Raw genomic sequence first — 23818 nt, forward strand, 5'->3', positions numbered from 1 at the left:
TTGAGTTCTCAAGGAACGGACGCTTCCTTTGTACTCACCCTCTCGGGCTTTCCTCCGGGCTTTCGTTCTGTTCTTGCGTTTCCGACTCTATCAGATCCTTTCGGGCCTGACCCCCGGTCAGCGGGGTTTGTCTTCCGGGCTGTTGGGCCCTTCCGACTCCCGAACTCTAGTGGATTTCCCCGGCGATTCATAATCGGCCTTCGGAAAGGAATTCGGGCATGCCGAATTCGTTCCCAGTGGGAGATCGTGCTGAGTTGGGTGCCGCAACGAGGCGGCGGGATTCGTTGTCGCCAAAACCTTCCGGCTCTGGGACAACTCGAAGAACCTTACGGACCCACCGGGCTCGTGTCAACCCCGGTGGTCAGCTGGGTGACTGGAGGTCTTCCACGCGCTCCAGCAGGCGGGCGAGCATGTCGCCGAGCACCCCGCGCTCCGCGGTGGAGAGGTCCTGGAGGAGGTCCTCCTCGAAGACCGTGGCCGCGCGCATCGCGTCCAGCCACTTGCTGCGGCCTTCGTCGGTGAGCTCCACGATCACGCGGACCCGGTTGGACTCGTCCCGCTCGCGGGTGACCAGGCCCTCCGCGGTCATGCGGTCGATCCGGTGGGTCATCGCCGCCGGCGTGAGGCCCAGCTGCTTCGCCAGTTCGCTCGGGCCCATCCGGTAGGGGGCGCCGGAGATGACGAGGGCCTTGAGGACCTCCCACTCCGCGTTGCTGATGCCCAGGGCCGCCGTCTGGCGGCCGTACGCGACGTTCATCCGGCGGTTCAGGCGGCTCAGCGCCGAGACGACCTTCTCGACCTGGGGGTCCAGGTCCTGGAACTCGCGCTGATAGACGGCGATCTGTTCGTCGAGGCTCGGCTCGTGGACGGGCGCAGTGCCGTCGGGGGTGTCACCCATGGGTCGAAGTATCGCACGAGCTCGTTGGCATCTAACTCCTTCGGTGTGTACTGTTAAGGCTTGAAGTTTAGCTATGAAGTCTTCAGGCTTCAGGTCTCAAAGGCAGGTGAGAAGTGACCAAGGTGATGGGCGCTGCGATGCGGCGGATCCAGGCCGGGAACGCGCTGACCGCGTTCGGCATCGGCTTCACGGTTCCGTTCCTCTACATCTATGTGGCGCAGGTGCGGGATCTGGGTTCCATGGCCGCCACGTGCGCGTTCGTGGCCTTCGCCCTCGGCGCTCTCGTCGCGCTGCCCTTCACCGGTCGGGTCATCGACCGACGTGGTCCGGTGCCCGTGGTCATCGGGGCGGCCGTCATCGCCTCGGTCGGTGCGCTCTCCCTCGGGCTCTCCACCGGCATCGCGGGGATCCTCCTGTCCGCCCTGGCGCTCGGCGCCGGGCAGGCCGTGATGCAGCCCGCGCTGGCCACGATGATCGTCTGGTGCTCCACGCCGTCCACCCGGACCCGTGCCTTCGCCCTGCAGTTCTTCATGCAGAACCTGGGTCTGGGCATCGGCGGTCTCATCGGCGGCCAGATCGTCGACGAGAGCCGGCCCGGCAGCTTCACCCTGCTGTTCGGCATCGAGGCCGTGATGTTCCTGGTGCTGGCCGGCGTCATCGCCACCGTGCGTCTGCCGCAGGTGCAGGGGTTCAAGGACGCCCGGCCCAAGGACACGACACAGGCGGGCAGCGGCTGGAAGCGGCTGCTCCGGCACAAGGCCATGGTGCAGCTGTGCGTGCTGGGCTTCGTGGTGTTCTTCGCCTGCTACGGACAGTTCGAGTCGGGTCTGGCCGCCTTCGGTACCGAGGCCGCCGGGATCTCGCCCTCCACCCTCGGCTTCGCGCTCGCAGCCAACACCGGTGCGATCGTCGTCGCGCAGTTCGTCGTGCTCAAGCTGGTCGAGAAGCGCCGCCGGTCCCGGGTGATCGCGCTCGTCGGGCTGATCTGGACCGTGGCGTGGCTCATCGCCGGGTTCTCTGGTCTGGGGCACGGCAGCGCCATGATGGCCGCCGCCGCGTTCATCACCACGTACGCGCTCTTCGGCATCGGCGAGGCCATGTTGTCGCCGACCCTGGCACCGCTGGTGGCCGACCTGGCGCCCGAGGGCTCGGTGGGCCAGTACAACTCCGCCTTCGCGCTGGTCAAGCAGATGGCGCTGGCGCTGGGGCCGCTCGGGGTGCCGCTCGGTGCGGGGGTTCCGATGCTGTACATCGGGGTCTTCGTGCTCGTGTCGCTCGGGATCGCCGCTCTCGCGCTGCGGCTCGGCAGGCGGCTGAGTCCGATGCAGGACAACCCGTGGGTGGCGAGCCGGGTCGTGGCACAGGGTGGCCTCGTCGCCGAGGTCGCCGAGGTCGCCGAGGTCGCCGGCAAGGACGTCGTCGTGGAGCGCGTGCCCGCGTAGGGATGCACGACCGTACGTATATATGTGCGGTAAGCAGGAAGGCCCCGATCCGGGTGGATCGGGGCCTTCCTGCTTACCGCTGTTCGGCTATTTGTCCGGCAGGGCGAACTCGCACCAGACGGCCTTGCCTCCGCCCGGAGTGCGGCGGGAGCCCCAGGAGGAGGCGATGGTCGCGATGATCGAGATGCCGCGGCCGGTCTCGTCGGCCGGTTCGGCGCGGCGGCGGCGCGGGAGGTGGTCGTCTCCGTCGGTGACCTCGATGATCAGCCGGCGGTCGGTGCGGCGCAGCCGTAGGCGCATGGGCGGGGTGCCGTGCTGGAGGGAGTTCGCGACGAGCTCGCTGGCGGCCAGGACGCCGAGGTCGCAGAGCTCGACGGGGAACCGCCAGGAGGCGAGGACGCCCTGGGCGAAGGCCCGGGCGCGCGGGGCCGCCTCGATGCCGCCGAGGAGTTCCAGGGCGGCGTTGTGGAAGAGCTCGGCGTCCGGTCCGGTGCGGGCCGGCTGCTGGAGGACCATCACGGCGACGTCGTCGTCGTGGTCGGCGTCCACGCCGAGGGCACGCATCAGGCGGTCGCAGATGACGGCCGGGGTGCCCTGGGCACCGGAGAGGGCGCGTTCGAGAGCGGCGACGCCTTCGTCGATGTCCTCGCCGCGGCGTTCGACCAGGCCGTCGGTGTAGAGGACGGCGGTGGAGCCGGGGCCGAGGGCGATGGTGCCCGAGGTGTGCAGCCAGCCGCCGGTGCCGAGCGGTGGGCCGGTGGGGTCGGCGGCTCTGCGTACGGTGCCGTCCTCGTCGCGGACGAGGATCGGGAGGTGGCCGGCGGAGGCGTACGCGAGCAGCCCCTCGTTGGGGTCGTGGACGGCGTAGACGCAGGTGGCGATCTGGCTGGCGTCGATCTCGGCGGCGAGGCCGTCGAGGAGCTGGAGCACCTCGTGCGGGGGCAGGTCGAGGCGGGCGTAGGCGCGGACGGCGGTGCGCAGCTGGCCCATGACGGCGGCGGCGCGCACGCCGCGGCCCATGACGTCTCCGATGACGAGGGCGGTGCGGCCGGCGCCGAGGGTGATGACGTCGTACCAGTCGCCGCCGACGGCGGCCTCGGTGCCGCCGGGCTGGTAGGTGGCGGCGATGCGCAGGTCGTCGGGCTGTTCCAGCTCCTGGGGGAGGAGGGAGCGCTGGAGGGTGACGGCGGCCTCGCGCTGGCGGCGCTCGCTGGCGCGGAGGCGCTCGACGGCTTCGGCGTGGTCGGTGACGTCGGCGAGGTGGATCAGGACGCCGGTGTGGTGGGGGTCGGGCTCGCCGTCGGTGTCGGACTTGGGGAACTCGACGGGGGTGCAGGTGACGGTGTACGAGCTGCCCCCGCCCGGTGCGGTGCGGTTCTTGGCGGTACGGGACTTGCCGCTGCGCTGGACCTGGTCGAGGAGCGGGAGGAGGCCGAGCTCGCCGAGTTCGGGGAGGGCCTCGTGGGCCGGGGCGCCGGGGGTCCGGGCGCCGAAGCCGGTGGTGTAGGCGTCGTTGACGTAGGCGACGCGGTGGTCGGGGCCGTGGACGAGGGCGACCAGGGCCGGGAGCCGGCCGAGGACCTCGCGTACGGAGAGCTCGTCGAGGGAGGGCACGGCGGTGAGGACGCCCCTCCGCCGGGGCGGGGACGCGGCCTGGGACGGGGACATGCCGGTGCCGGTGCCGGTGCCACTGCCGCTGCCGCCGCCGCTTCCGGTCCCGGAGACCGTGGGGTCGGCGGGCTGGCCTTCGGCGGGCGTGGACCGCTCGGCTCCGGGGTCGGCGCGGCCGCCGCGGGCTGCCGGGACCGCGCCTTCACCTCGCTTGGCCTGGGCGGCGGCGTGTTCGGACCGGGCGGCGGCGCGGCGCTGCGTTCCGGGAAACCGGGCGCTCCAGCGCGTGAAGTTCACTGCGTTCAAGCCTCGTGGTGTCGCGAGTGGTCGCTGTGTCGCTCGTGGGCGGTCGCTGACTGGACGATGTCACTCTGTGCAGGGGTGAGCGCACCTATGGTCACACGTCCAGTGTGGCCGACCGCACTGACAACGTCAGCCCTGGCCGTTCTGCGGGGGGTTGGGGGCGGGGGGCGGTGGAGGGGGCTTGGGGCCGCCGCCTGCGGCCAGTTCGAATTCTGCCCTGGGGTGTTCGAGGGAACCCAGGGAGACGATCTCACGCTTGAAGAGGCCTGAGAGGGTCCATTCGGCAAGGACGCGCATTTTGCGGTTGAAGCTGGGAACGCGGCTGAGGTGGTAGGCCCGGTGCATGAACCAGGCCGGGTAGGCCTTGAGCTTGCGGCCGTAGATGTGGGCGACTCCGCGGTGCAGGCCGAGCGAGGCGACCGAGCCCACGTACTTGTGGGCGTACTCGGTCAGGACCTCGCCGCGGAGGGCGGCGAGGAGGTTGTCGGCGAGGACCTTGGCCTGGCGGACGGCGTGCTGGGCGTTGGGGGCGCAGTCGCGGCCCTTCTCGGCGGCGGTGATGTCGGGGACGGCGGCGGCGTCGCCCGCGGCCCAGGCGTGCTCGACTCCTTCGACGGTGAGGAAGGAGGTGCAGGCCAGGCGGCCGTGTTCGTTCTTGGGGAGGTCGGAGGCGGCCAGGATGGGGTGCGGTTTGACGCCTGCGGTCCACACGACGGTGCGGGTGGGGAACTGGGCGCCGTCGCTGAGGACGGCGACGCGGTTCTCGCAGGATTCGAGCCGGGTCTCCAGGCGTACGTCGATGTTGCGCCGGCGCAGTTCGCGGACCGTGTAGATGCCCATCTCGGGACCGACCTCGGGGAGGATCCGGTCACTTGCTTCGACGAGCACCCATTTCATGTCCTCGGGCTTGATGTTGTGGTAGTACCGCGCGGCGTAGCGGGCCATGTCCTCCAGCTCGCCGAGGGCTTCGACGCCCGCGAAGCCGCCGCCGACGAAGACGAAGGTGAGGGCCGCGTCGCGGAGGGCGGGATCGCGGGTGGAGGAGGCGATGTCCATCTGTTCGATGACGTGGTTGCGCAGTCCGATGGCTTCTTCGACCGTCTTGAATCCGATGCCGTAGTCGGCGAGTCCCGGGACGGGGAGGGCGCGGGAGATGGAGCCCGGGGCGAGGACGAGTTCGTCGTACTCCATCTCGACGGGGCCGGTGCCCTCGTCGGCGGTGGCGAGGGTCTTGACGGTCACGGTCCGTTTGGCGTGGTCGATGCGCTTGGCCTCGCCGATGACGATGCGGCACTTGCCGAGGACGCGGCGCAGCGGGACCACGACGTGCCGGGGTGAGATCGCGCCGGCGGCCGCTTCGGGGAGGAAGGGCTGGTACGTCATGTAGGGCTCGGTGGCGACCACCGTGACCTCGGCTTCGCCGGCTCTCAGCTTTCGCTGGAGGCGGAGCGCCGTATACATGCCGACGTAGCCGCCGCCGACGATCAGGATGCGCGTACGGGGCGGGGTACCGGGGGCCGTGCCCCGTGAGTTAGCAGCCTTCACCATCCCATGACGCAACGTGGCCGGGAGTTTGTCCACAGCCCCGACAAATTGTGTGACCGGAGTGAGTGCTGGGGCGGGGTGCAAGAGGACGTCAGCTTGTGGCGAAAATCTGCAGGTCAGGACGCACGGAATGTGAGATTCCGGAGGCACGGATCGGAAAAGTGGGGGTGAATGCTCCGATCGGGCGGTGCTCCGTCCGGGGCTGCCTCTTCTGAATTGACTCTGGCTCAACTATGTTCGTATCTCGTCGAGGAGTAGGACCGGGCCCGAGACCGTGGCCCCCTCGGCGTGAAGGCGGGGAGTGTCTCCGGGGGGAGACAAATGATTACCGGGGGATACATATGAACATTTCCGATTTCCATGGTTCTGCGACCGCGCTCTCGGTCGAGAGCAACGGACGCGGTATCGCGGGCGGCACCACGCACGGTGTGGGCCGGTCCACGCCGCTGCGCGTCGATGCCCAGCGCAACCTTGAGCACGTTCTGCGGGCGGCCCGTGAGGTCTTCGGCGAGCTGGGCTACGGGGCTCCGATGGAGGACGTGGCTCGCCGCGCCCGGGTCGGTGTCGGCACCGTGTACCGGCGCTTCCCGAGCAAGGACGTCCTCGTGCGGCGCATAGCCGAGGAGGAGACCGCGCGACTGACCGAGCAGGCCAAGGCCGCGCTGGGCCAGGAGGAGGAGCCGTGGCAGGCGCTGTCGCGCTTCCTGCGCACCTCCGTGGCCTCGGGCGCCGGGCGGCTGCTGCCGCCGCAGGTCCTGCGGGTCGGCTCGGCCGTCGAGGACGAGGCCGAGGAGGCGGAGGCCGCCCGGGTTCCGCACCAGCGGCAGGCGGTGCCGGCCTCCGGCGCTCCCGACCTGCGGGTCGTGGGCACGCGCGGTTCCGTCGAGAACGAGCCCTCGGACGACTCGGGGGCGGGTGCGCTGCTGGAGGTCGTCGGCCGGCTGGTGCACCGGGCGCGGGAGGCCGGTGAGCTGCGTGCCGATGTCACGGTGGCCGATGTGCTGCTGGTGATAGCGACTGCGGCGCCCGCGCTGCCCGACCCGGCGCAGCAGGCGGCGGCCTCGACGCGGCTGCTCGACATCCTGCTCGAAGGGCTGCGGTCCCGGACGGTGTGACCTCGGCCGGTACCGGTGCGCGTGCAGGTGCCGGTGCCGGTGCGGGTCCCGTAGGGCGATTCGCCGGAATGTGCCCGGACGGGTGGATGGCGCGAAGAGAGGTTCGGTGCCCGTCCCCCGTGTGACACGCTTGCCCGGTGTACCGGTTGAGTGTGTCGTGCGGGAGCCTCCGCGATGAGCGTTGACGGTCGGGAAGAGCCACGCGGTGGCGGCGGCAGCGAGGTGGAGGCGGGCAGTCTGCCCGCCCGACAGGTGCCGGCCCAGCGCGACCCGGGTGGGCGGCACGCACGTCTCTCGGGCTCTTCCGGACCCGGCGGCACCGGCGGCGAGCTGCCGCCGTCCGACGGGGACTTGATCGCCCGGATGCGGGGCGGTGACGACGGTGCGTACGAGGAACTGTTCCGTCGGCACGCCGATTCCGTGCGCCGCTACGCCCGGTCCTGTTGCCGGGACGCGCACACCGCCGACGACCTGACCGCCGAGGTGTTCGCGCGGACCCTGCAGGCGGTTCGGGGCGGGGCCGGGCCGGACCAGTCGGTGCGGGCCTATCTGCTGACCACCGTGCGCAGGGTCGCCGCGGCGTGGGCGAAGACCGCCAAGCGCGAGCAACTGGTCGAGGACTTCGCCCTCTTCGCCGAGCAGGCCTCCACGGGTACGGAGGCCGGGGCCGCTCTGTCCGGGCTGTCCGGGATGTCCGGGGACGACACGCTCGAACTGGGCGCGGACGTCCGGGCGATGCACGAGGCCGAGCGGTCGCTGGCCATGCAGGCCTTCCGCAGCCTGCCCGAGCGGTGGCAGGCCGTGCTGTGGCACACCACCGTCGAGGAGGCGTCGCCGAGTGCGATCGCGCCGCTGTTCGGACTGAGCGCCAACGCGACCGCCGTGCTGGCCAGTCGGGCCCGGGAAGGGCTCAAGCAGGCGTATCTGCAGGCCCATGTGAGTTCGGCGCTGAGCGAGGGCGGCGACTGCGCGCGGTACGCGGACCGGCTCGGCGCCTACGCGCGGGGCGGGCTGCGGATGCGGGCGGAGCGGGGGCTGCGCAAGCACCTGGAGGAGTGCGTGAAGTGCCGGCTGGCCGCCGGGGAGCTCCAGGACGTCAACGCGGGCATTCCGGCGCTGCTTCCGGTCGCGGTCATCGGGTGGTTCGCCGCCGGGTACGCGGGCAAGGCCGCCGGGGTGCTGGCCGGCGGAGCCGTCGTCGCGGGCGGGGCTGCGGCTGCCGCCGGCGGGTCGACCGCGGGGGCCGGGACGGCCGGGGCGGGGGCCGCGGGTGGCACGGCCGGAGCCGGTGGTGGGGCCGCCGGGGCCGGGGGGTCCGTGGCCGCCGAAGGGCTCGGGCTGCCGGCCAAGGCCGCCATCGCCGCCGGGATCGCGGTGGCCGCGGCCGCCGGAGTGGTGTTCGCGCTGGCCGGGGACGACACCGATCCGCGGGTCCGGGCCAAGCCCGCGCCCAGTGTGGCGGCGCCGTCGCTGCCTTCGGCGCCGTCGGTGCCTTCCGTACCGAAGGCTCCCGCCTCCACCTCGGCCTCGGCCGAGCCGGATCCGCCCGCGCAGGAGGCGCCGGCGGCGCAGGGCTCCGTAGCTCCGCGGCCCGGACCGACGCCCTCGGCCGCGGCCTCCGCCGCGCCCGGGCCCGTGCCCTCCTCGTCCCCGTCGCCCTCGCCCAGCCGGGAGAAGGCCTCCCCCACGCCGTCCCCGGAGCGGCCCGCGCCGAAGCCGACACCGCCGCCGCCCCCGAAACCGCCGCAGGGGTTCCAGCTGGCCGGGCTCCCCCACTCGGTCTACGGGGACCACAGCGGCCCGGAGCTGCAGACCTGGCGCAGCGGCTGGGTGTGGCAGCGCCACGGCCTGGAGGTGGGCGGCCGGCGCTTCGCCCACGGCATCACCGTGAACGCGCGTTCCTCGGTGGAGATCGCCCTCAACCGGCAGTGCACGAGCTTCTCGGCACAGGCGGGGGTGGACGGCCTGTCGCTGTTCACGGACGGCACGGTGCGGTTCTCCGTATACGCCGACGGGGAGCGGGTGTGGCAGTCCGCCGCCCTCGGGCACGAGGACCCGCCCGCGGCCGTGCAGGTCTCCCTCGCGGGGCGCAAGACGCTGCGGCTGGTGGTCGACAAGGCCGGGCCGGGCAGCCTGCCGACGCTGGCGAGCTGGGCCGACGCCGTGCTCAGCTGCCGCTGAACGCCGTGGTCAGCGTCGTGGCGAAGGCGGCCGGAGTGAGGGCCGCGCCGGCCTCCTCCTCGCGGCGGTAGCGGTCCGGGCCGAGCAGGGCGCGGGTCCGCTCCGGGAGGCCGTCCACGGCTCCGCTTTCCGGAACCGAGCGCGGATGGCCCGCGCGCCAGGCGGTGGCCGCCGCGAGGGCCCGTGCGGCCTCGGCCGGCCGGTCGGCGTCGGCCAGAAGCAGGGCCGCCGCCTCGGCCATGCCGGCCAGGACGCGCTCGGCGCACCGGGCGTCGACGGCGGCGGTGAGGGCGGGCCCGATCCTGGCCAGAGCGGCCACGGGGCCCTGTTCGCGGCCGGTGAGGACGGCGTCGACGGTGGCCAGCCCGGCGGTGAGCTGGGCGGGCACGGTGAAGCGTTCGGCCTCGGCGCGGGCCCGGTCGCACTCCTCGCGCGCCCGGACGTCGTCGCCGCGCTGGAGGGCGACGAGGGCGGAGAGGAGCCGGGCGAAGGTGCTGACGTCGTACACACCGCCGTACCGGTCGGACTCCTTGTCGGCCTCCGCCAGCAGCTGTTCGGCGTCGTCGAGGTCCCCCGCGCAGTAGGCGGTCTCGGCGATCCGGGCCATGGCGAAGGGCGCCTCGACGCCGGCCCCGACCTCGCGGGCGAGGCGCAGGCACTCCTCGTACTCGATGCGGGCGTCGGCGTACCGGCCGCGCGAGAGGGCGGCCTCCCCGGCGGCGCTCGCCACCTGGGCACGGGTCCAGCGGTCGCCTACGCGATGGGCGAGCTCGTGCAGCTCGGCCAGGTCGGCGTCGACGTCGGCGAGGCCTCCGGTGACGTCGATGGCGACGTGGGCGCGGAGCATGAGGACGACACCGAGTTCCCATTCCCCGGCGTGGACGCGGCAGTTCGCGACGGACCGGTCGAGGTCGGCGTGGAAATCGAGGGAGGTGCCGGTGAGGAACGTCGTCGCGGGCCAGAGCATCCCGGGGAAGCGGGTGGTCTCCGGGGAGCCCTGCCGGAAGGTTTCCTTGATGCGGGTGGCGAGGTCCCGGTAGTCGGAGGTGCGGAACTTCTCGGCGGAGTTGCTCTCCGCGAGCAGGAACATGTCGAGGACGAGCAGGCGCATGAAGCGCCAGTACGCGGGGGTGCCCTCGGGGGGAACCTCGGGGGTGAGGGCGAGGGTCCGGGTGGTCCACTCGGCTCCCTCGGCGCGGTAGTTGCGCAGCCACCAGAACCAGCCGAGGGCGAAGACCAGGCGCTCGCCGGCCTCGGTGTCGGCGTTCTCGACGACAGTGCTGTGGAGGGCGGCCCGGAGGTTGTCGAGCTCGGTCTCGACGCGCCGGATCCAGGGGAGCTGGGCAGCGGAGCGGATCAGGGGTTCGGCTTCCTCGGCGAAGGCGAGGTAGTGGGCGGCGTGGCGGCGGGCGGCGGCCCGGGCGTCGGCGGGGTGGGCGGCGGCGCGCTCGGCGGCGTACTCGTGGATGGTTTCGAGCATGCGGTAGCGCATGCCGTGGCCGCCGGAGCCACCCTGACCGGTGTGTCCCTGACCGGTGTGTCCCTGCTCCGGTTCGGCCAGGACCAGGGACTTGTCGACGAGGGAGCCGAGGACGTCGGCGGGGTCGTACGGGGCCACGTCCGAGGGGTCGGCGCAGACGGCCTCGGCGGCGGCGAGGTCGCAGCCGCCGGCGAAGACGGACAGCCGGCGCAGGACGGTCCGTTCGGCCTCGTCGAGCAGGTCCCAGGACCAGTCGACCACGGCGCGCAGGGTCTGCTGGCGGGGCAGGACGGTACGGGCGCCGCTGGTCAGGAGCCGGAAGCGGTCGTCGAGGCGGTCGGCGATCTGGCGCGGGGTGAGCAGCCGCAGCCGGGCGGCGGCCAGCTCGATGGCGAGAGGCAGCCCGTCGAGGCGGGCGCAGATCTCGGCCACGGCGTCCTGGTCGTCGGTGGGACGGAAGCCGGGGCGGGCCGAGGCACCACGGTCGGCGAAGAGCTGGTGGGCGGGGTCGGGCGGCAGGGGCTCGACGGGGCGGACCGTCTCCCCCGGGACACCGAGGGGTTCGCGGCTGGTGGCCAGGATCCGCACACCGGGGCAGTGCGTGAGGAGCCGCTCGGCGAGCTCGGCGGCGGCGCCGATGACGTGCTCGCAGTTGTCGAGGACGAGCAGCAGCGTGCGGTGGGCGCAGTGTTCTACGAGGCGGGTGGTGGGGTCGGTGGCGGCCGGGGCCGGGGTCTCGCGGGTGACGAGGGAGCTCTCGCGCAGGCCGAGGGCACTGAGGACGGCGCCGGGAACGGCGGCGGGCTGGTCCAGGCGGGCGAGTTCGACGATCCAGCCGGCTTCGGGGTGGGCTGCGGCGGCGTGCTCGGCGAGGCGGGTCTTGCCCGAACCACCGGGGCCGGTGAGGGTGACGAGGCGCAGGCGGGTCAGGTCGCCGCGGAGGGCGGCCAGTTCGGGTTCGCGGCCGACGAAGGAGGTCAGGCGGGGGCGGAGGTTCCCGCGGGGGGCCTCGGGGGTCTCGGGGGTCTCGGGGGCGCCGGGGGCGCCGGGAGTCTCGGGGGCGTCGGGAGTCTCGGGGGCGTCGGCGAGTTCGGGCCGGGGCTGCGCGGGCAGAGCCTGCCGGGGCCGCGGGGGCCCGGGCTGCCGGGGCTGAGCCTGCGGCTGGAGGAGCTCCGCGTGCAGGGCGGCGAGTTCGGGGCCCGGGTCGGTGCCGAGGCCGTCGGCGAGGGCGCGGCGCGTGCGCTCGTACGCGGCGAGGGCCTCGGCGGGGCGGCCGGCGGCGCGCAGGGCGCGGAGCTGCTGCGCGCGCAGTGTCTCGTCGTACGGAGACTCCTGGACCAGGGTCTCGATCTCCGGCAGGAGCGCGGCCGGGGCGGTGGCGCCGCTGCGCAGGTCCGCCTCGATGCGGTGGCGGAGAGCGCCGGTGCGGCGGGCCTCGGCGACGGACGCATGGGCGGCGCGGGCGGGCTCGGGCAGGTCGGCGAAGGCGGGTCCGCGCCAGAGGGCGAGGGCGGTGCGCAGGGTGCGGGAGGCGGCGGCCGGGTCGGTGGCCAGTTCCCGGCCGCCCTGGACCGCCAGCCGGTCGAAACGGTGCAGGTCGATGTCGTCGCGGGCGGCGGCCAGGAGGTAGCCGCCGGTGGGGGCTGAGTGGACGGCGTCGCGGGCGCCGAGGGCGCGGCGTAGCCGGGCGACGAGGGCCTGGAGGGCGGCGGGGGCGTCCTGGGGCGGGTCGTCGCCCCAGACGTCGTCGACGAGTTCGGCGACGGAGGCCGCGCGGCCGGCCCGCAGGGCGAGGGCGGCGAGGAGCGCGCGCAACCGGGCGCCGCCCACGGGGAGAGCGGCGCCGCTGTCGTCGCGTGCCTCGGTGACACCCAGGATGAGATACCGCACCGGGCAATTCTGCCTGGCCCGTCGGGGCAGCGGCGCCCGGCCGGACACCTCAGGTGATCGAGGTGTCCCCGTTGTCCTCCAGGAGCGTGCGCAGGGCCTCGGCGACCGCGGCGCAGGTGGCGGGGTCCAGCGGGGCGAGCAGCTCCGCGTAGCGGCGCAGGTGCTCGGTGATCATCGACTCCGTCAGCGCGAGGCTCTGTTCGGTCAGCCGGATCCGCACCGTGCGGCGGTCCTGACCGTCCCTCACCCGCTCGACCAGGCCCTTGGCCTCCATGCGGTCGATGCGGTTGGTGATCGCTCCGGAGGTGACCATGGCGGCCGGGATGAGGGCGCCGGCGGTCAGCGCGTACGGGGGACCGGAGCGGCAGAGGGTGAAGAGGATGTCGAGCTCGCCCACCTCCAGGTCGTGTTCGGCCGCGAAGGCCTTCTGCTGCTTGTCGATGACGCGGGTCATCCGCTGGATGCGGGCCACCACCTCCACCGGCCACAGACCGGCGGCCAGATCCGGGCGCTCCGCCACCCACTGGCCGACGATGGCGTCCACTGCGTCGCTCATGCGCTGTTCCTCCCTCGCTCGTGTCCCTCGTCCCTCGCACCGCCAGGATATCTCAACGTTGAGACACTTGACGTTGAGAGGACCGGATGATTTTATCTTAACGTTGAGATTCTCAGCCTTGAGATGGATTGGAGGGCGCCACCCATGACCACCACCGCCAGCACGGCCACCACGGCCACCGCCGCCACCGCCGCCACCGCCCGCACCGCGCCCCGGATCGGCCCCGTTCCCGCCTTGTGGCTGGCGCTGATGGCCACCCCCCTGGCCGCCGGGGCCAACGCCCCCGTGCTGATCCTTCCGGACATGGCCCGCTCCCTCGGGGTGAGCGCCTCGACCGCCGGCTGGCTCGTCGCCTCCTACGCCTGGGCCATGGCCGTCGCCACCCCGCTCCTGGCCGGACTGCTGCGCCGCCGCGGCCTGCGGGCAGCACTCCGCCTGGCCGGCGCGCTCCTCGTCGGCGGCACCCTCCTCGTCGCCGTGTCCCCCTGGCTGCCGCTCACCCTCGCCGGACGGGCCACGCAGGCCGCCGGCGGCGCCGGTCTGGCGGCGGTCGCCATGAGCCTGGCCGGCTCGGCCCGCCGGATGGGCGTGATCAGCGCGGGCTTCGGCATCCTCGGCGCGTCCGGCCCGCTCCTCGGCGCACAGCTCTCACAGGCCGTCTCGTGGCGGCTCTCGCTCTCCATATCCGTGATCGCGATCCTGGCGGTACCCATGGTGAGCCAGTACGCGACGGCCACGGCGGCCTCGGCCGTCCCGGCGGCCCGGCCTCAGGGCAGGTTCGACGCCCGCGGCGCGGCTCTGCTGACGGCGCTCGCCACCGCCCTGGTCCTGCTGCCCCACGCGCCGGCCGCCGCCCTCGGCTCCTCGGCACTCGCAGCCACCCTGCTCGCGCTCCACATCCGCCGGCGCCCCGACGGATTCGTCCCGGCCGCGCTGATCCGGCGGCCCCTCTTCCTCGGCTCCGCGCTGCTCGCCCTCGTACTCTCGGGCTCGTACTTCACCCTGCTGTTCTCCGTGCCCCGGCTGCTCACCGACCGGGCGGGCTGGGACTCCGCCGGCGCGGGCACCGGTCAGCTCGTGGCGCTGCTCACCGGGTCCGCTCTCTCCTGGCTGCTGGCCGCGGCCTCGGCGCGCATGAGCCGGACGGCCGTCCGCGCGGTGCTCGTGGGGGTCGGAGCGTCGGCCGCGGCGATCGCGGTGTTCGCGAGCTGGGGTCCGCTGCTGCTGGTCGCCACCCTGGGCGGGGTATTCGCGGCGACCGGGTGCAACGCCGTGCTGTCCATGCACGCCGCATCCAGCGCCCCCGATCCCCAGCGCCCCACGGCCATCGGCCTGTTCGCCCTCTGCTACCAGCTGGGCGGGGCCTTCGGCCCGGCGATCGCGACCGCTCTGGTGCTCGCCGCCTGAGCCGGGACCGCCGAACCGAGGCCGCCGAACCGAGGACCGCGAGCCAGTGCCCCCGAGCCGGGGCCGCCGGCGTCCTCCGGAGAACAGGACCGTCAGGACAGCGCCGGGCGGTGCACGGGGACCCCCTCGGGCACCGCCCGGCGCCGCGCCGTGGAGGTACCCGTCCAGCAGGTGCCGCGCCGGGCCAGCAGACGGCCGAGCCACAGCTCCATCGAGACCAGTTCCGCCAGCCCGTCCAGCGGGACCGGGCGCCCGTCCGCCGCGTCGAGCAGGGCCTGGCGCACGACCCGGGCCTCGATCAGCCCGGCGTCGGCGAGCAACGGCGACGCGAACAGGTCCAGCAGGTCACTCAGCGCGGCGCGCAGCCCCAGCCGGGTCGCCGTCTCGTCCGGCACGCGGTCCGTCGCGCCCCAGCCCGGCGGGAACTCACGCACCCCCGCCGAGGACAGGACGCTGCGCAGGATCGCGGCCCGGGCCCCGGGCTGGACCCGCAGGGACTCGGGCAGGGCGCGGGCGGCCCGTACGACCTGGTTGTCCAGGAAGGGGGCGTGCAGCCGCTGGCTGCGGACCTCCACGGCCTGCTCGAAGACCCGGTGGTCGGCGGCGTGGCGGGCGAGCAGCGAACGGGCGCGGGCCTCCCCCGGCCGCAGCGACAGCGGCGGCCGGCCGGCCGCGACCGTCAGACGGATCGATACTTCCGCCAGCGCCTCCCCCGTGAGCCAGCCCGCCGCCGGTCCCGGGCGGGACCAGGTCAGGGCGGCGAGGGAGGCGTCCACCGGACCGGAGGATCTCTCGGTGACCCCGCCCTCGCGGAGCCGGGCCGCCGCGGCCTCCATGCCCGCGCGGTACGTCGTACGGGCAAGTCTTCGGGCCGCCGAGTACACGGTGAGCGGGACCAGCAGGGACTCCCCGGCGGCTCCGGAGGCGGAGGCCGACCGGGCCAGCGCCGCCACCGGGCGCAGCAGGTGCCGCCGCCGGCGGTCCATCAGGAGGTCGGCCATGCGGGCCGGGTGGGCGTCCAGGACCTGGCGGGCGCCGTGGCCGGTGAAGTGGTCGGCCGACCCGGCGGCCAGCCGGCGCCGCTCGCGGGCGGCGAAGACCAGCGAGGGGCCGGGTTCGTCGGTGAGCGGGCCGTCGAGTTCGGCGTACGGGAGGGCTTCCGCGGCGGCGGCCACCACGACGTGGTGCAGGCGCGGGTCGGCCGCGATGGCCCTGGCCCGTTCCAGTTCGGCCTCGCGCCCCTGCGGGGTGGCCAGGTCGTTGAAGGTGACGGCCAGCAGCCGCGCCCCGGCGGGGCTCAGCAGGGTGCCCGGCGCCCCCGGCAGACCGGCCGCCAGCAGCGCCAGCGTCGCGGAGGCGCTGCCGCCGGAGAGGTCGGCGCCCACCCCGGGGGCCGGGGCGCCGCGGGCGGCGCGCCGGTCGGCGGGGCCCATTCCGGGCACGGGGCCGGGATCGTACGGTGGCAGCGTGTCGGGAGCATGCCGCGGAGCCGTGAGCCGGGCGCGCACGGCGTCCACCAACGCTTCCCGTACGCCCTCCACCGCGCGCTCGGCATCGGCCTCGGGGGCGGCCACGGCGAGCGAGGCGACCTGCTCGTAGCCGGTGATCTCGCGGGAGCCCTCGCGCAGGATGAGCGCGTGCCCGGGCGGGATGCGCCGGACCCCGGCGTACGGTGTGCCGTCGCCCAGTGCCTCGGGACTGTCCGGGCAGGCCAGCAGGGCGGCGAGATGGCCGATGTCGAGCTGGGCCTCGATGAGGTCGGCGAGCGGGAGGGCGGCGGTGGCGTACGCCGTGCCGCTCGCCCAGGGGGTGTAGAAGACGGGCCGGGCGCCCGCGAGGTCGCCGACGACGGTGATGCGGCGGCCGGCCTGGACGACGGCGGTGTAGCTGCCGGACCACTGGGTGAGGTGGCGCAGCGCGCCGCCGCGGGCGGCGTAGAGGGCGCGGCGCAGTTCGGCGTCGGTCGCGCCGCAGCAGCCGAGGACGGCGAGTCTGGTGAAGGGGTCGGCGGGGTCGGCGGTGAGCGTGCGGATCTCATCGGGACGCCAGTCGCCGACGGCCCACAGGGGGTCGGGGTCTCCCCAGAGCAGCTGTGCGCCGACGGGGTGGACGGTGCGTTCCGCGTCCGCGCCCGGGTCGTCCGGATGGGCGGCGTCCGCGAGGCCGCCGCGCAGGGGCGCACCGCCGTCGCCGTAGCCGTCGCCGCCCTGGCCGTATCCGCCCTGGCCCGAGGCATGACCCGGGCCCTGGCCGGAGACCCTTCCGGCCGTGCCGAAGCTCGCGGCGATACTGCTCCAACCCACCAACCAGCGCACCGCCGCCTCCCCAGCCCGTGGGCACATGACCGGGGCACAGGCAGCACGGACAGCGCTGAGGGCGCGGCCGCGGGACCCCGGGTGGCTCGGGGTCCATGCTGCCACGGGACAGGCGTGCGAGAGTGGTTAAAGGGGGCGCACACGCAAACGAACACGCCCCGGCAACTCGGTATTTGGCGTTCCGTTCCCACCGCCCCATAGGTCGCTTTCAGCCATTCTTCGGCCGCCGGAAGGGCCGTCACGGGCGGCCGGCGCCCGACGCGGGGGCGCGGCCCGGGGGGCGCGTTCCACCCCCCGGACCGTTCCGCCACCCGCGGGGATTGAGGCAGCGGCATCCCCCGACCCGCCCGGTCAGGCGGCGGGCCGACCCACGCACCGCACATCGAATCGCCGGGTCCGGGGACCGGCCAGAGCGCACGGGCGGGCGCACGGCCACACGGGCGGAGCACGCGATGACACGTGCGCCCCGGCGCCGGGCCCGGGGCGGACTGTGCAAACGGACAACAATCCCGCCATACGGAAGTAAGGGCCTTAACGCTTGGGAGGCGGGGAACTACGCTGGGTTTACGAAATGCCGGGCGCCTATGCCCCGGCGGCGTCTGCGTTCCGCGTGTGACGAGGGGTGGCGCATGTCCAGGGAGCTCCGCGAGCCCAATGAGAAGCTCGGCGCCGTCCTCGCCCTCGCGGGCATCAGCAACGCCGGGCTGGCCCGGCGGGTCAACGACCTCGGCGCGCAGCGCGGCCTGACGCTTCGGTACGACAAGACGTCGGTGGCCCGGTGGGTGTCGAAGGGGATGGTGCCCCAGGGCGCCGCCCCGCATCTCATCGCCGCCGCCATCGGCGCGAAGCTGGGGCGGCCGGTGCCGCTGCACGAGATCGGTCTGGCGGACGCCGATCCCGCGCCCGAGGTCGGGCTGGCCTTCCCGCGCGACGTGGGCGCGGCGGTGCGCTCGGCCACCGACCTGTACCGGCTCGACCTCGCCGGGCGGCGCGGCGGTGGCGGGATCTGGCAGTCGCTGGCGGGCTCGTTCTCCGTGGCGGCGTACGCGACGCCCGCCTCGCGCTGGCTGATATCTCCCGCCGACAGCTCGGTGGCCCGGGAGCCGGCGGGCAGCCGGGCTCCGCACCTCACGGCCGGCGCCCCGGCGACCGGCGGCGCGACCACCGCAAGCGCGACGACGGACCACGCGGCACCCGGCACCGCGGCACCTGACGACGCGGCGCTCGACAGCGCGACGCCCGGCGACCCGACGGCCGGTACCTCCGCGGCGCTCGACCCCGCGGCACTCGACCCCGCGGCGCGGCACTCCATGGTCCAGAGCCCCGTATCAGCGACCCCCTCGGCTCACGGCACGCCGGCGCGCGAGGCGACGGCAGCACCAGGTCCCCGGTCCTCCCCGGACGGCCGCACGACCGGCCCGATGACAGGTCTGGCAGGACCGATGGCAGGCCCGGCTTCCGGACCGATGACGGGACCGGCGACAGGCCCGCCGTCCACCGTTGTGCCCGCCCAGCCCGGACCCGAAACGCCGCGCGACCACGGCCAGCGCGTGGGCCACAGCGATGTGTCGAAGCTGCGCGAGGCCGCCGAGGACGCGCGCCGCTGGGACTCCAAGTACGGCGGCGGGGACTGGCGTTCGTCGATGGTGCCCGAGTGCCTGCGGGTGGACGCGGCGCCGCTGCTGCTCGGCTCGTACACCGACGAGGTGGGCCGCGCGCTGTTCGGCGCGACCGCCGAACTGACCCGGCTGGCCGGGTGGATGGCCTTCGACACCGGCCAGCAGGAAGCGGCCCAGCGCTACTACATCCAGGCGCTGCGGCTCGCCCGCGCGGCCGCGGACGTACCGCTCGGCGGCTACGTGCTGGCCTCGATGTCCCTGCAGGCGACCTACCGGGACTTCCCCGACGAGGGGGTGGACCTCGCGCAGGCCGCCGTCGAGCGCAACCGCGGCCTGGCCACCGCCCGCACCATGAGCTTCTTCCGGCTGGTCGAGGCGCGGGCGCACGCGAAGGCCGGAGATTCGACGGCCGCCGGGGCGGCGCTGCGGGCGGCGGAGGGCTGGCTGGAGCGGTCCCGGGAGGGCGATCCGGATCCGACCTGGCTGGGTTTCTACTCGTACGACCGTTTCGCGGCAGATGCTGCAGAATGCTACCGGGATCTGAAATTGCCCCGGCAGGTAAGGCGGTTCACCGAGCAGGCCCTGTCGCGCCCCACCGAGGAGTACGTACGGTCGCACGGGCTGCGGCTGGTGGTGAGCGCGGTCGCCGAGCTGGAGTCGGGCAATCTCGACGCGGCGTGCGCGGCGGGCACCCGGGCGGTGGAGGTGGCGGGGAGGATCTCCTCGGCACGGACGACCGAATACGTACGGGACCTGCTGCACCGCCTGGAACCGTACGGGGACGAGCCGCGTGTGGCAGAGCTGCGGGAGCGGGCCCGGCCGCTGTTGGTGGCGCCGGCGTAGGACCTGTCTTCCGGGGGCCGCGTGGCCGGGTTGTCGGTGCCGGGGTGCAGTATGCAGGGGTGGGAGGTGTCAGCGTGGGTGGCGGCGTGGACTGCGATGTGCTGGTGATCGGCGGCGGAATCGTCGGCCTGTCGACGGCGCATGCATTGTCGCGCCTGGCTCCGGGGACCAGGGTCGTGGTCCTGGAGAAGGAGCCGGGCCCGGCCCGGCACCAGACGGGCCGCAACAGCGGGGTGATCCACAGCGGGATCTACTACCGCCCGGGTTCCCTGAAGGCGCGCTTCGCGGTGAGCGGGGCCGCCGAGATGGTCAAGTTCTGCGCGGAGCACGGGATCGCGCACGAGGTGACGGGCAAGCTCATCGTCGCCACGGAGCGGGAGGAGCTGCCGCGGCTGCACGCCCTGGTCCAGCGCGGCCGGGAGAACGGCATTCCGGTGCGCGAGCTCGGCCCGGCGCAGATCACGGAGTACGAGCCGCAGGTGCGGGGGCTGGCGGCGATCCATGTCGGCAGCACCGGGATCGTCGACTACGGCCGGGTGAGCGCCCAGCTCGCGGAGTCCTCCGGCGCGGAGATCGTCTACGGCGGCGCCGTGGACCTGATCTCCCGGCGCCCCTCGGCCGTGGCGGTCCGCACGACGTCCGGCCTGGTGGTCAGGGCGCGGGTGCTGGTGAACTGCGCGGGCCTCCAGTGCGACCGGATCGCCCGCCTCGCCGGGGACGACCCGGGCATGCGGATCATCCCCTTCCGCGGCGAGTACTACGACCTGGCGCGGCCGGACCTGGTCCGGGGCCTGGTGTACCCGGTGCCCGACCCGGCGTTCCCCTTCCTCGGGGTGCACCTGACCCGGGGCATCGGCGGCGGCGTCCACGTCGGCCCCAATGCCGTGCCCGCGCTGGCCCGCGAGGGCTACGCCTGGTCGACGGTGCGGCCCCGGGACATCGCGGACGAGCTCGCCTGGCCGGGATCCTGGCGGATGGCCGCACGGCACTGGCGGTACGGGACGGGCGAGATCCACCGCTCGCTGTCGAAGCAGGCCTTCACCCGGGCGGTACGGCGCCTGCTGCCGGCCGTCACCGCCGACGACCTGCGGCCCGCCGCGGCCGGGGTCCGCGCCCAGGCCGTGCTGCGCGACGGCACCCTGGTGGACGACTTCCTGATCCGCGACGCCCCGCGTACGGTCCACGTCCTCAACGCCCCCTCGCCCGCCGCGACGGCGTCCCTGCCGATCGGCCGGGAGATCGCCGGCCGCACCCTGCGGACCCTCGGCTCGGCCTGAGCCGCTCCGGGGGTGCGGGAGCCGCTCGCGCGACGGCTCCCGCACCCCCCGTCGTAGAATCAGCGCATTGTGTCTGAGTCCCTGAATCCCCAGTCGCCCCGCCTCCCGGACGCCGCGCCGGAGACGAACTCGTACGTGCCGCCCAAGTGGCGCACCGAGCCCCGCTTCCCCGACGGGCCCGCGCCGGACCCGGCCGGCTCGCACCACGAGCGGCGGATCCGGAGCTTCCAGCCCCGGCGCAGCCGGGTCACCACCGGCCAGGGTGAGGCCCTGAAGCGCCTGTGGGGCACCTGGGGCCTGGACATCGACGGCCACCGGGTCCTCGACCTGGAAGAGCTCTTCGGCGGCCTCCCGGTCGTCCTGGAGATCGGCTTCGGCATGGGCGAGGCCACGGCCCAGATGGCCGCCGAAGACCCCGGCACCGGGATCCTCGCCGCCGACGTGCACACCCCCGGGCAGGGCAACCTGCTCGCCCTCGCCGAGCGCGGCGGGATGACCAACGTCCGGGTGGCCAACGGCGACGCCATCATCCTGCTCCGCGAGATGCTGCCGCCCGACTCGCTGGCCGGTATCCGCGTGTACTTCCCGGACCCGTGGCCCAAGGCCCGCCACCACAAGCGCCGGCTGATCCAGCCCGACTTCCTCACGCTGGCCGCCACCCGCCTGGCGCCCGGGGCCGTACTGCACTGCGCGACCGACTGGGAGCCGTACGCCGAGCAGATGCTCGAAGTCCTCACCGCGCACCCGGACTTCGAGAACACGCAGCCCGACGGCGGCTTCTCCCCGCGACCCGCCTTCCGGCCGCTGACCCGCTTCGAGGGCCAGGGCCTCGACAAGGGCCACCTCGTACACGACTTGCTCTTCCGTCGCACGGAGAACTGACAAGGTCACCGCGCGTGTCAGACCGGCTCGCTAGGGTCATGGTGTGTACCGAGCGCTCCACCTCGTGCTCCCACGTCCGTCCGGCACGGTCCGCACGTGCGTGCTCCTCGCCCTGCTCGCCGCGACCGGGGTCACCATCCTCGAACTCGTGCGGGAACAGACCGGCACCTCCGGCTTCCTGGTCGGTCTCGGACTGGCCCTGCTGCCGGTGGCGCCGCTCATGGCGGCCTTCCGGTGGCTGGGCCGGGCCGCGCCCGTGCCCTGGTCGCAGCTGCTGTTCTGCTTCGGCTGGGGTGCCTGCACCGCGGCGCTGATCGCGATACTGGCCAACAACTTCGCCACCCAGTGGATAGCCGCGACCACCACCGACGCCTCCGCCGCCGATCACCTCGGCTCGGTGGCCATCGCCCCGGTGGTGGAGGAGAGCGCCAAGGCGGCCGCCCTGCTGCTGGTGTTCGTGTTCCGCAGACGTCACTTCACCGGCCCCGCCGACGGGTTCGTGGTGGCCGGCTTCACCGCCACCGGCTTCGCCTTCACCGAGAACATCCTCTACCTCGGCAACGCCTTCGTGGAGGACCTGGCCGACCGCAGCGGCGCCCTGGAATCGGTGACGGCGGCGACCTTCTTCGTGCGGATAGTGCTGTCGCCGTTCGCGCACCCGCTGTTCACCGTGCTCACCGGGCTGGGCTTCGGCGTGGCCGCCGTCAGCGCCCGCCGCTCGCGCAGGATCGGTCCGCCGCTGCTCGGCCTGGCGCTGGCCATGGGCATGCACGCGCTGTGGAACGGTTCCTCGCAGTTCGGGGAGCACGGGTTCTACGTGGTCTACAGCTGCGTGATGGTCCCGGTGTTCGGGCTGCTGGTGTGGCTGGCGGTGCGGATAAGGCGCAACCGGTTGCGTGCCGTCGAGGGGGAGCTCGCGCTGTACGCGGCGGCGGGCTGGCTCGGTCCGGCCGAGGTCCCGGCCCTGGCGTCGATGCCGGCCCGGTCACTGGCCCGTTCCCTGGCCCGGCGCAGCGGGGGCCGGGCGGCCGGACGCACGGTCGCCCGCTACGAGGCGGACGCGGCGGCCCTGGCCCTGCTGCGGAACCGGGCGCGGCGCGGCGGCCCCGTACGGGAGCGGGATTTCGCGGGCCGGGAGCGGGAGCTGCTGCACCGGCTCTGGCAGTCCCGGGCGACGGCGGGTCCCGCGCTGGCCCGGGCCGCGGTCATCGAGGAGCTGATTCCGCCGTGGTTCGACCCTCTGGACCCGGGGGCCGCACAGGCGGACGTACCCGGGCCGCGGCGGACGGACCACGACCGTGGCGCGCCGGACCCGACCCGGGAAACGAAGCCGGGAACGAAGCCGGGAACGAACCCGGTAGCGGCCCCGGGAATGAACCCTGAGCCGGGACTCAGACGTTCAGGCCCTTGGAGTTCAGCCACGCCAGCGGGTCCTGTGTCGATCCGCCCTTGCGTACTTCCAGGTGGAGATGAGGTCCGGTGACGTTGCCGGTGGCACCGACGCGGCCGATGGTCTCGCCGGCGCCGACCGCACCGGAGGTCACCGACATCGAGGAGAGGTGGCAGTACCAGATCTCCGTGCCGTCCGGGAGCTCCAGCACGATCCGGTAGCCGTAGGCGCCGGACCAGCCGGCCGAGGTGATCTTTCCGGCGGCCACGGCCTTGACCGGGGTCCCGGTCGGGGCCGCGAAGTCGAGGCCGGTGTGGTGGCCGGAGGACCACATGGAGCCGGAGTCCCCGTAGTGCGAGGTGAGGGTGTAGGCGGAGGTGGGCAGGGAGTAACTGCCGGACGGCTTGGCGAGGCGCTCCTGCTCGGCCTTGGCCGCCGCCTCCTCCGCGGCCTTCGCCTCGGCCTCTTCCTTGGCCTTGGCCTCGGCCTGCGTCTTCGCCTCCTCGGCGGCCGTGCGGGCCGCCTCCAGCTTCTCCTTGGCCTCCTGGGCGGCGGCCTGCTGCGCGGCCTGTTCGGCCTCCGTCCGGGCCTTGGCCTCGGCGGCGTCCTGCTGGGATTCGGCCTGCTGGAGGATGCGGTTGCGCAACACCTCGCCCGCGTCCGCGCCCTGGGCGGACTGCTGCGCGATGATCCCCGTCCGCTCGCCCGTCGAGGCCGCCGGTCCGGAACCGCCGTCCTCCTGCTGCTGGGCCTTGCCCCCGGTCATCATGTCGGGCAGGGCCGGCAGGGATATGGCGACCTGGGGCCGGTCCTGCGCCGTGGCGATGCCGCCGGCGCCGACCGCCGCGATGACACCGACGCCGAGCACGGTGGAGCTGCGGGCAAGTCCCCCGCGCTGCTTGGCGACCCGGTGCTTGCCGCGGACCGGGCGCACCGAGTCCTCGGTGGGGTTCCACTCGCCCCAGGCACCCGCGGTGGGCGGCTCCTGGATCTCGATGCCTTCAGGGGCAGGCAAGTTGGAGGCCACCGGGGCACACTCCTCATCGACGCGCAGGACGCGCGCG

General features: G+C 74.0%; 15 protein-coding genes. 8 read left to right on the forward strand and 7 right to left on the reverse strand.

The annotated features are described in order from the left end of the window. Positions 1-361: 361 nt before the first annotated feature. The gene (locus ACFY0D_RS20575) at positions 362-898 is read right to left on the reverse strand and encodes a MarR family winged helix-turn-helix transcriptional regulator (RefSeq protein WP_189972381.1); all 537 of its coding nucleotides are present in this window, start codon (positions 896-898) and stop codon (positions 362-364) included. Positions 899-1023: 125 nt separating this feature from the next. Here ACFY0D_RS20575 and ACFY0D_RS20580 point away from each other — a divergent pair, with 125 nt between their 5' ends. Continuing rightward, positions 1024-2340 (forward strand): MFS transporter, encoded by a 1317-nt coding sequence (locus ACFY0D_RS20580; RefSeq protein WP_390799758.1) that lies wholly within the window; start codon positions 1024-1026, stop codon positions 2338-2340. 87 nt (positions 2341-2427) lie between these two features. Here ACFY0D_RS20580 and ACFY0D_RS20585 read toward each other — a convergent pair whose 3' ends face one another. Together ACFY0D_RS20585 and ACFY0D_RS20590 are read right to left on the reverse strand one after the other, a co-directional pair. Then, a complete protein-coding gene (locus ACFY0D_RS20585) occupies positions 2428-4248 on the reverse strand; it encodes a SpoIIE family protein phosphatase (RefSeq protein WP_390799759.1) in 1821 nt (606 codons plus the stop codon). A gap of 135 nt (positions 4249-4383) precedes the next feature. Then, positions 4384-5802 carry an NAD(P)/FAD-dependent oxidoreductase gene (locus ACFY0D_RS20590; protein ID WP_390799585.1) on the reverse strand — a complete coding sequence of 473 codons (1419 nt, stop codon included), beginning with the start codon at positions 5800-5802 and terminating at the stop codon, positions 4384-4386. Between the two features lie 338 nt (positions 5803-6140). Here ACFY0D_RS20590 and ACFY0D_RS20595 point away from each other — a divergent pair, with 338 nt between their 5' ends. Both ACFY0D_RS20595 and ACFY0D_RS20600 read left to right on the forward strand, forming a co-directional pair. Next, on the forward strand, positions 6141-6914 hold the full coding sequence (locus tag ACFY0D_RS20595) for a TetR/AcrR family transcriptional regulator (protein WP_390799586.1): 774 nt from the start codon (positions 6141-6143) through the stop codon (positions 6912-6914). A 174-nt stretch (positions 6915-7088) separates the two neighbouring features. Beyond that, entirely contained in the window at positions 7089-9095 is a 2007-nt protein-coding gene (locus tag ACFY0D_RS20600) for a sigma-70 family RNA polymerase sigma factor (protein ID WP_390799587.1), read from the forward strand. Here the strand turns inward: ACFY0D_RS20600 and ACFY0D_RS20605 are convergent. Beyond that, a complete protein-coding gene (locus tag ACFY0D_RS20605; RefSeq protein WP_390799588.1) occupies positions 9082-12465 on the reverse strand; it encodes a BTAD domain-containing putative transcriptional regulator in 3384 nt (1127 codons plus the stop codon). The genes ACFY0D_RS20600 and ACFY0D_RS20605 overlap by 14 nt on opposite strands. Before the next feature lie 49 nt (positions 12466-12514). Then, positions 12515-13021, reverse strand: a complete 507-nt coding sequence (locus tag ACFY0D_RS20610; RefSeq protein WP_390799589.1) for a MarR family winged helix-turn-helix transcriptional regulator — start codon at positions 13019-13021, stop codon at positions 12515-12517. Between the two features lie 144 nt (positions 13022-13165). Between ACFY0D_RS20610 and ACFY0D_RS20615 the strand changes: the two genes are divergently transcribed. Beyond that, positions 13166-14428, forward strand: coding sequence for an MFS transporter (locus ACFY0D_RS20615; protein WP_390799590.1), 1263 nt, complete (start codon positions 13166-13168; stop codon positions 14426-14428). Positions 14429-14520: 92 nt separating this feature from the next. Here the strand turns inward: ACFY0D_RS20615 and ACFY0D_RS20620 are convergent, their stop codons facing one another. Beyond that, positions 14521-16743, reverse strand: a complete 2223-nt coding sequence (locus ACFY0D_RS20620) for an asparagine synthase-related protein (RefSeq protein WP_390799591.1) — start codon at positions 16741-16743, stop codon at positions 14521-14523. Positions 16744-17372: 629 nt separating this feature from the next. Here ACFY0D_RS20620 and ACFY0D_RS20625 point away from each other — a divergent pair. From ACFY0D_RS20625 to ACFY0D_RS20640, 4 genes are all read left to right on the forward strand, one after another. Beyond that, a complete protein-coding gene (locus ACFY0D_RS20625) occupies positions 17373-19205 on the forward strand; it encodes a sporulation protein (RefSeq protein WP_390799592.1) in 1833 nt (610 codons plus the stop codon). A gap of 44 nt (positions 19206-19249) precedes the next feature. Further along, the gene (gene lhgO, locus ACFY0D_RS20630; RefSeq protein ID WP_390799593.1) at positions 19250-20482 is read left to right on the forward strand and encodes an L-2-hydroxyglutarate oxidase; all 1233 of its coding nucleotides are present in this window, start codon (positions 19250-19252) and stop codon (positions 20480-20482) included. A 135-nt stretch (positions 20483-20617) separates the two neighbouring features. After that, positions 20618-21364 carry a tRNA (guanosine(46)-N7)-methyltransferase TrmB gene (trmB, locus tag ACFY0D_RS20635; RefSeq protein WP_390799760.1) on the forward strand — a complete coding sequence of 249 codons (747 nt, stop codon included), beginning with the start codon at positions 20618-20620 and terminating at the stop codon, positions 21362-21364. Positions 21365-21407: 43 nt separating this feature from the next. Then, positions 21408-22847 carry a PrsW family intramembrane metalloprotease gene (locus tag ACFY0D_RS20640; protein ID WP_390799594.1) on the forward strand — a complete coding sequence of 480 codons (1440 nt, stop codon included), beginning with the start codon at positions 21408-21410 and terminating at the stop codon, positions 22845-22847. Here ACFY0D_RS20640 and ACFY0D_RS20645 read toward each other — a convergent pair. Beyond that, complete coding sequence (locus ACFY0D_RS20645; RefSeq protein ID WP_390799595.1) at positions 22756-23781, reverse strand: M23 family metallopeptidase; 1026 nt, start codon at positions 23779-23781, stop codon at positions 22756-22758. The genes ACFY0D_RS20640 and ACFY0D_RS20645 overlap by 92 nt on opposite strands. Between the last annotated feature and the right edge of the window lie 37 nt (positions 23782-23818).

It is taken from the genome of Streptomyces sp. NPDC001502 (genome assembly GCF_042894785.1).
GTDB lineage: Bacteria > Actinomycetota > Actinomycetes > Streptomycetales > Streptomycetaceae > Streptomyces > Streptomyces kutzneri.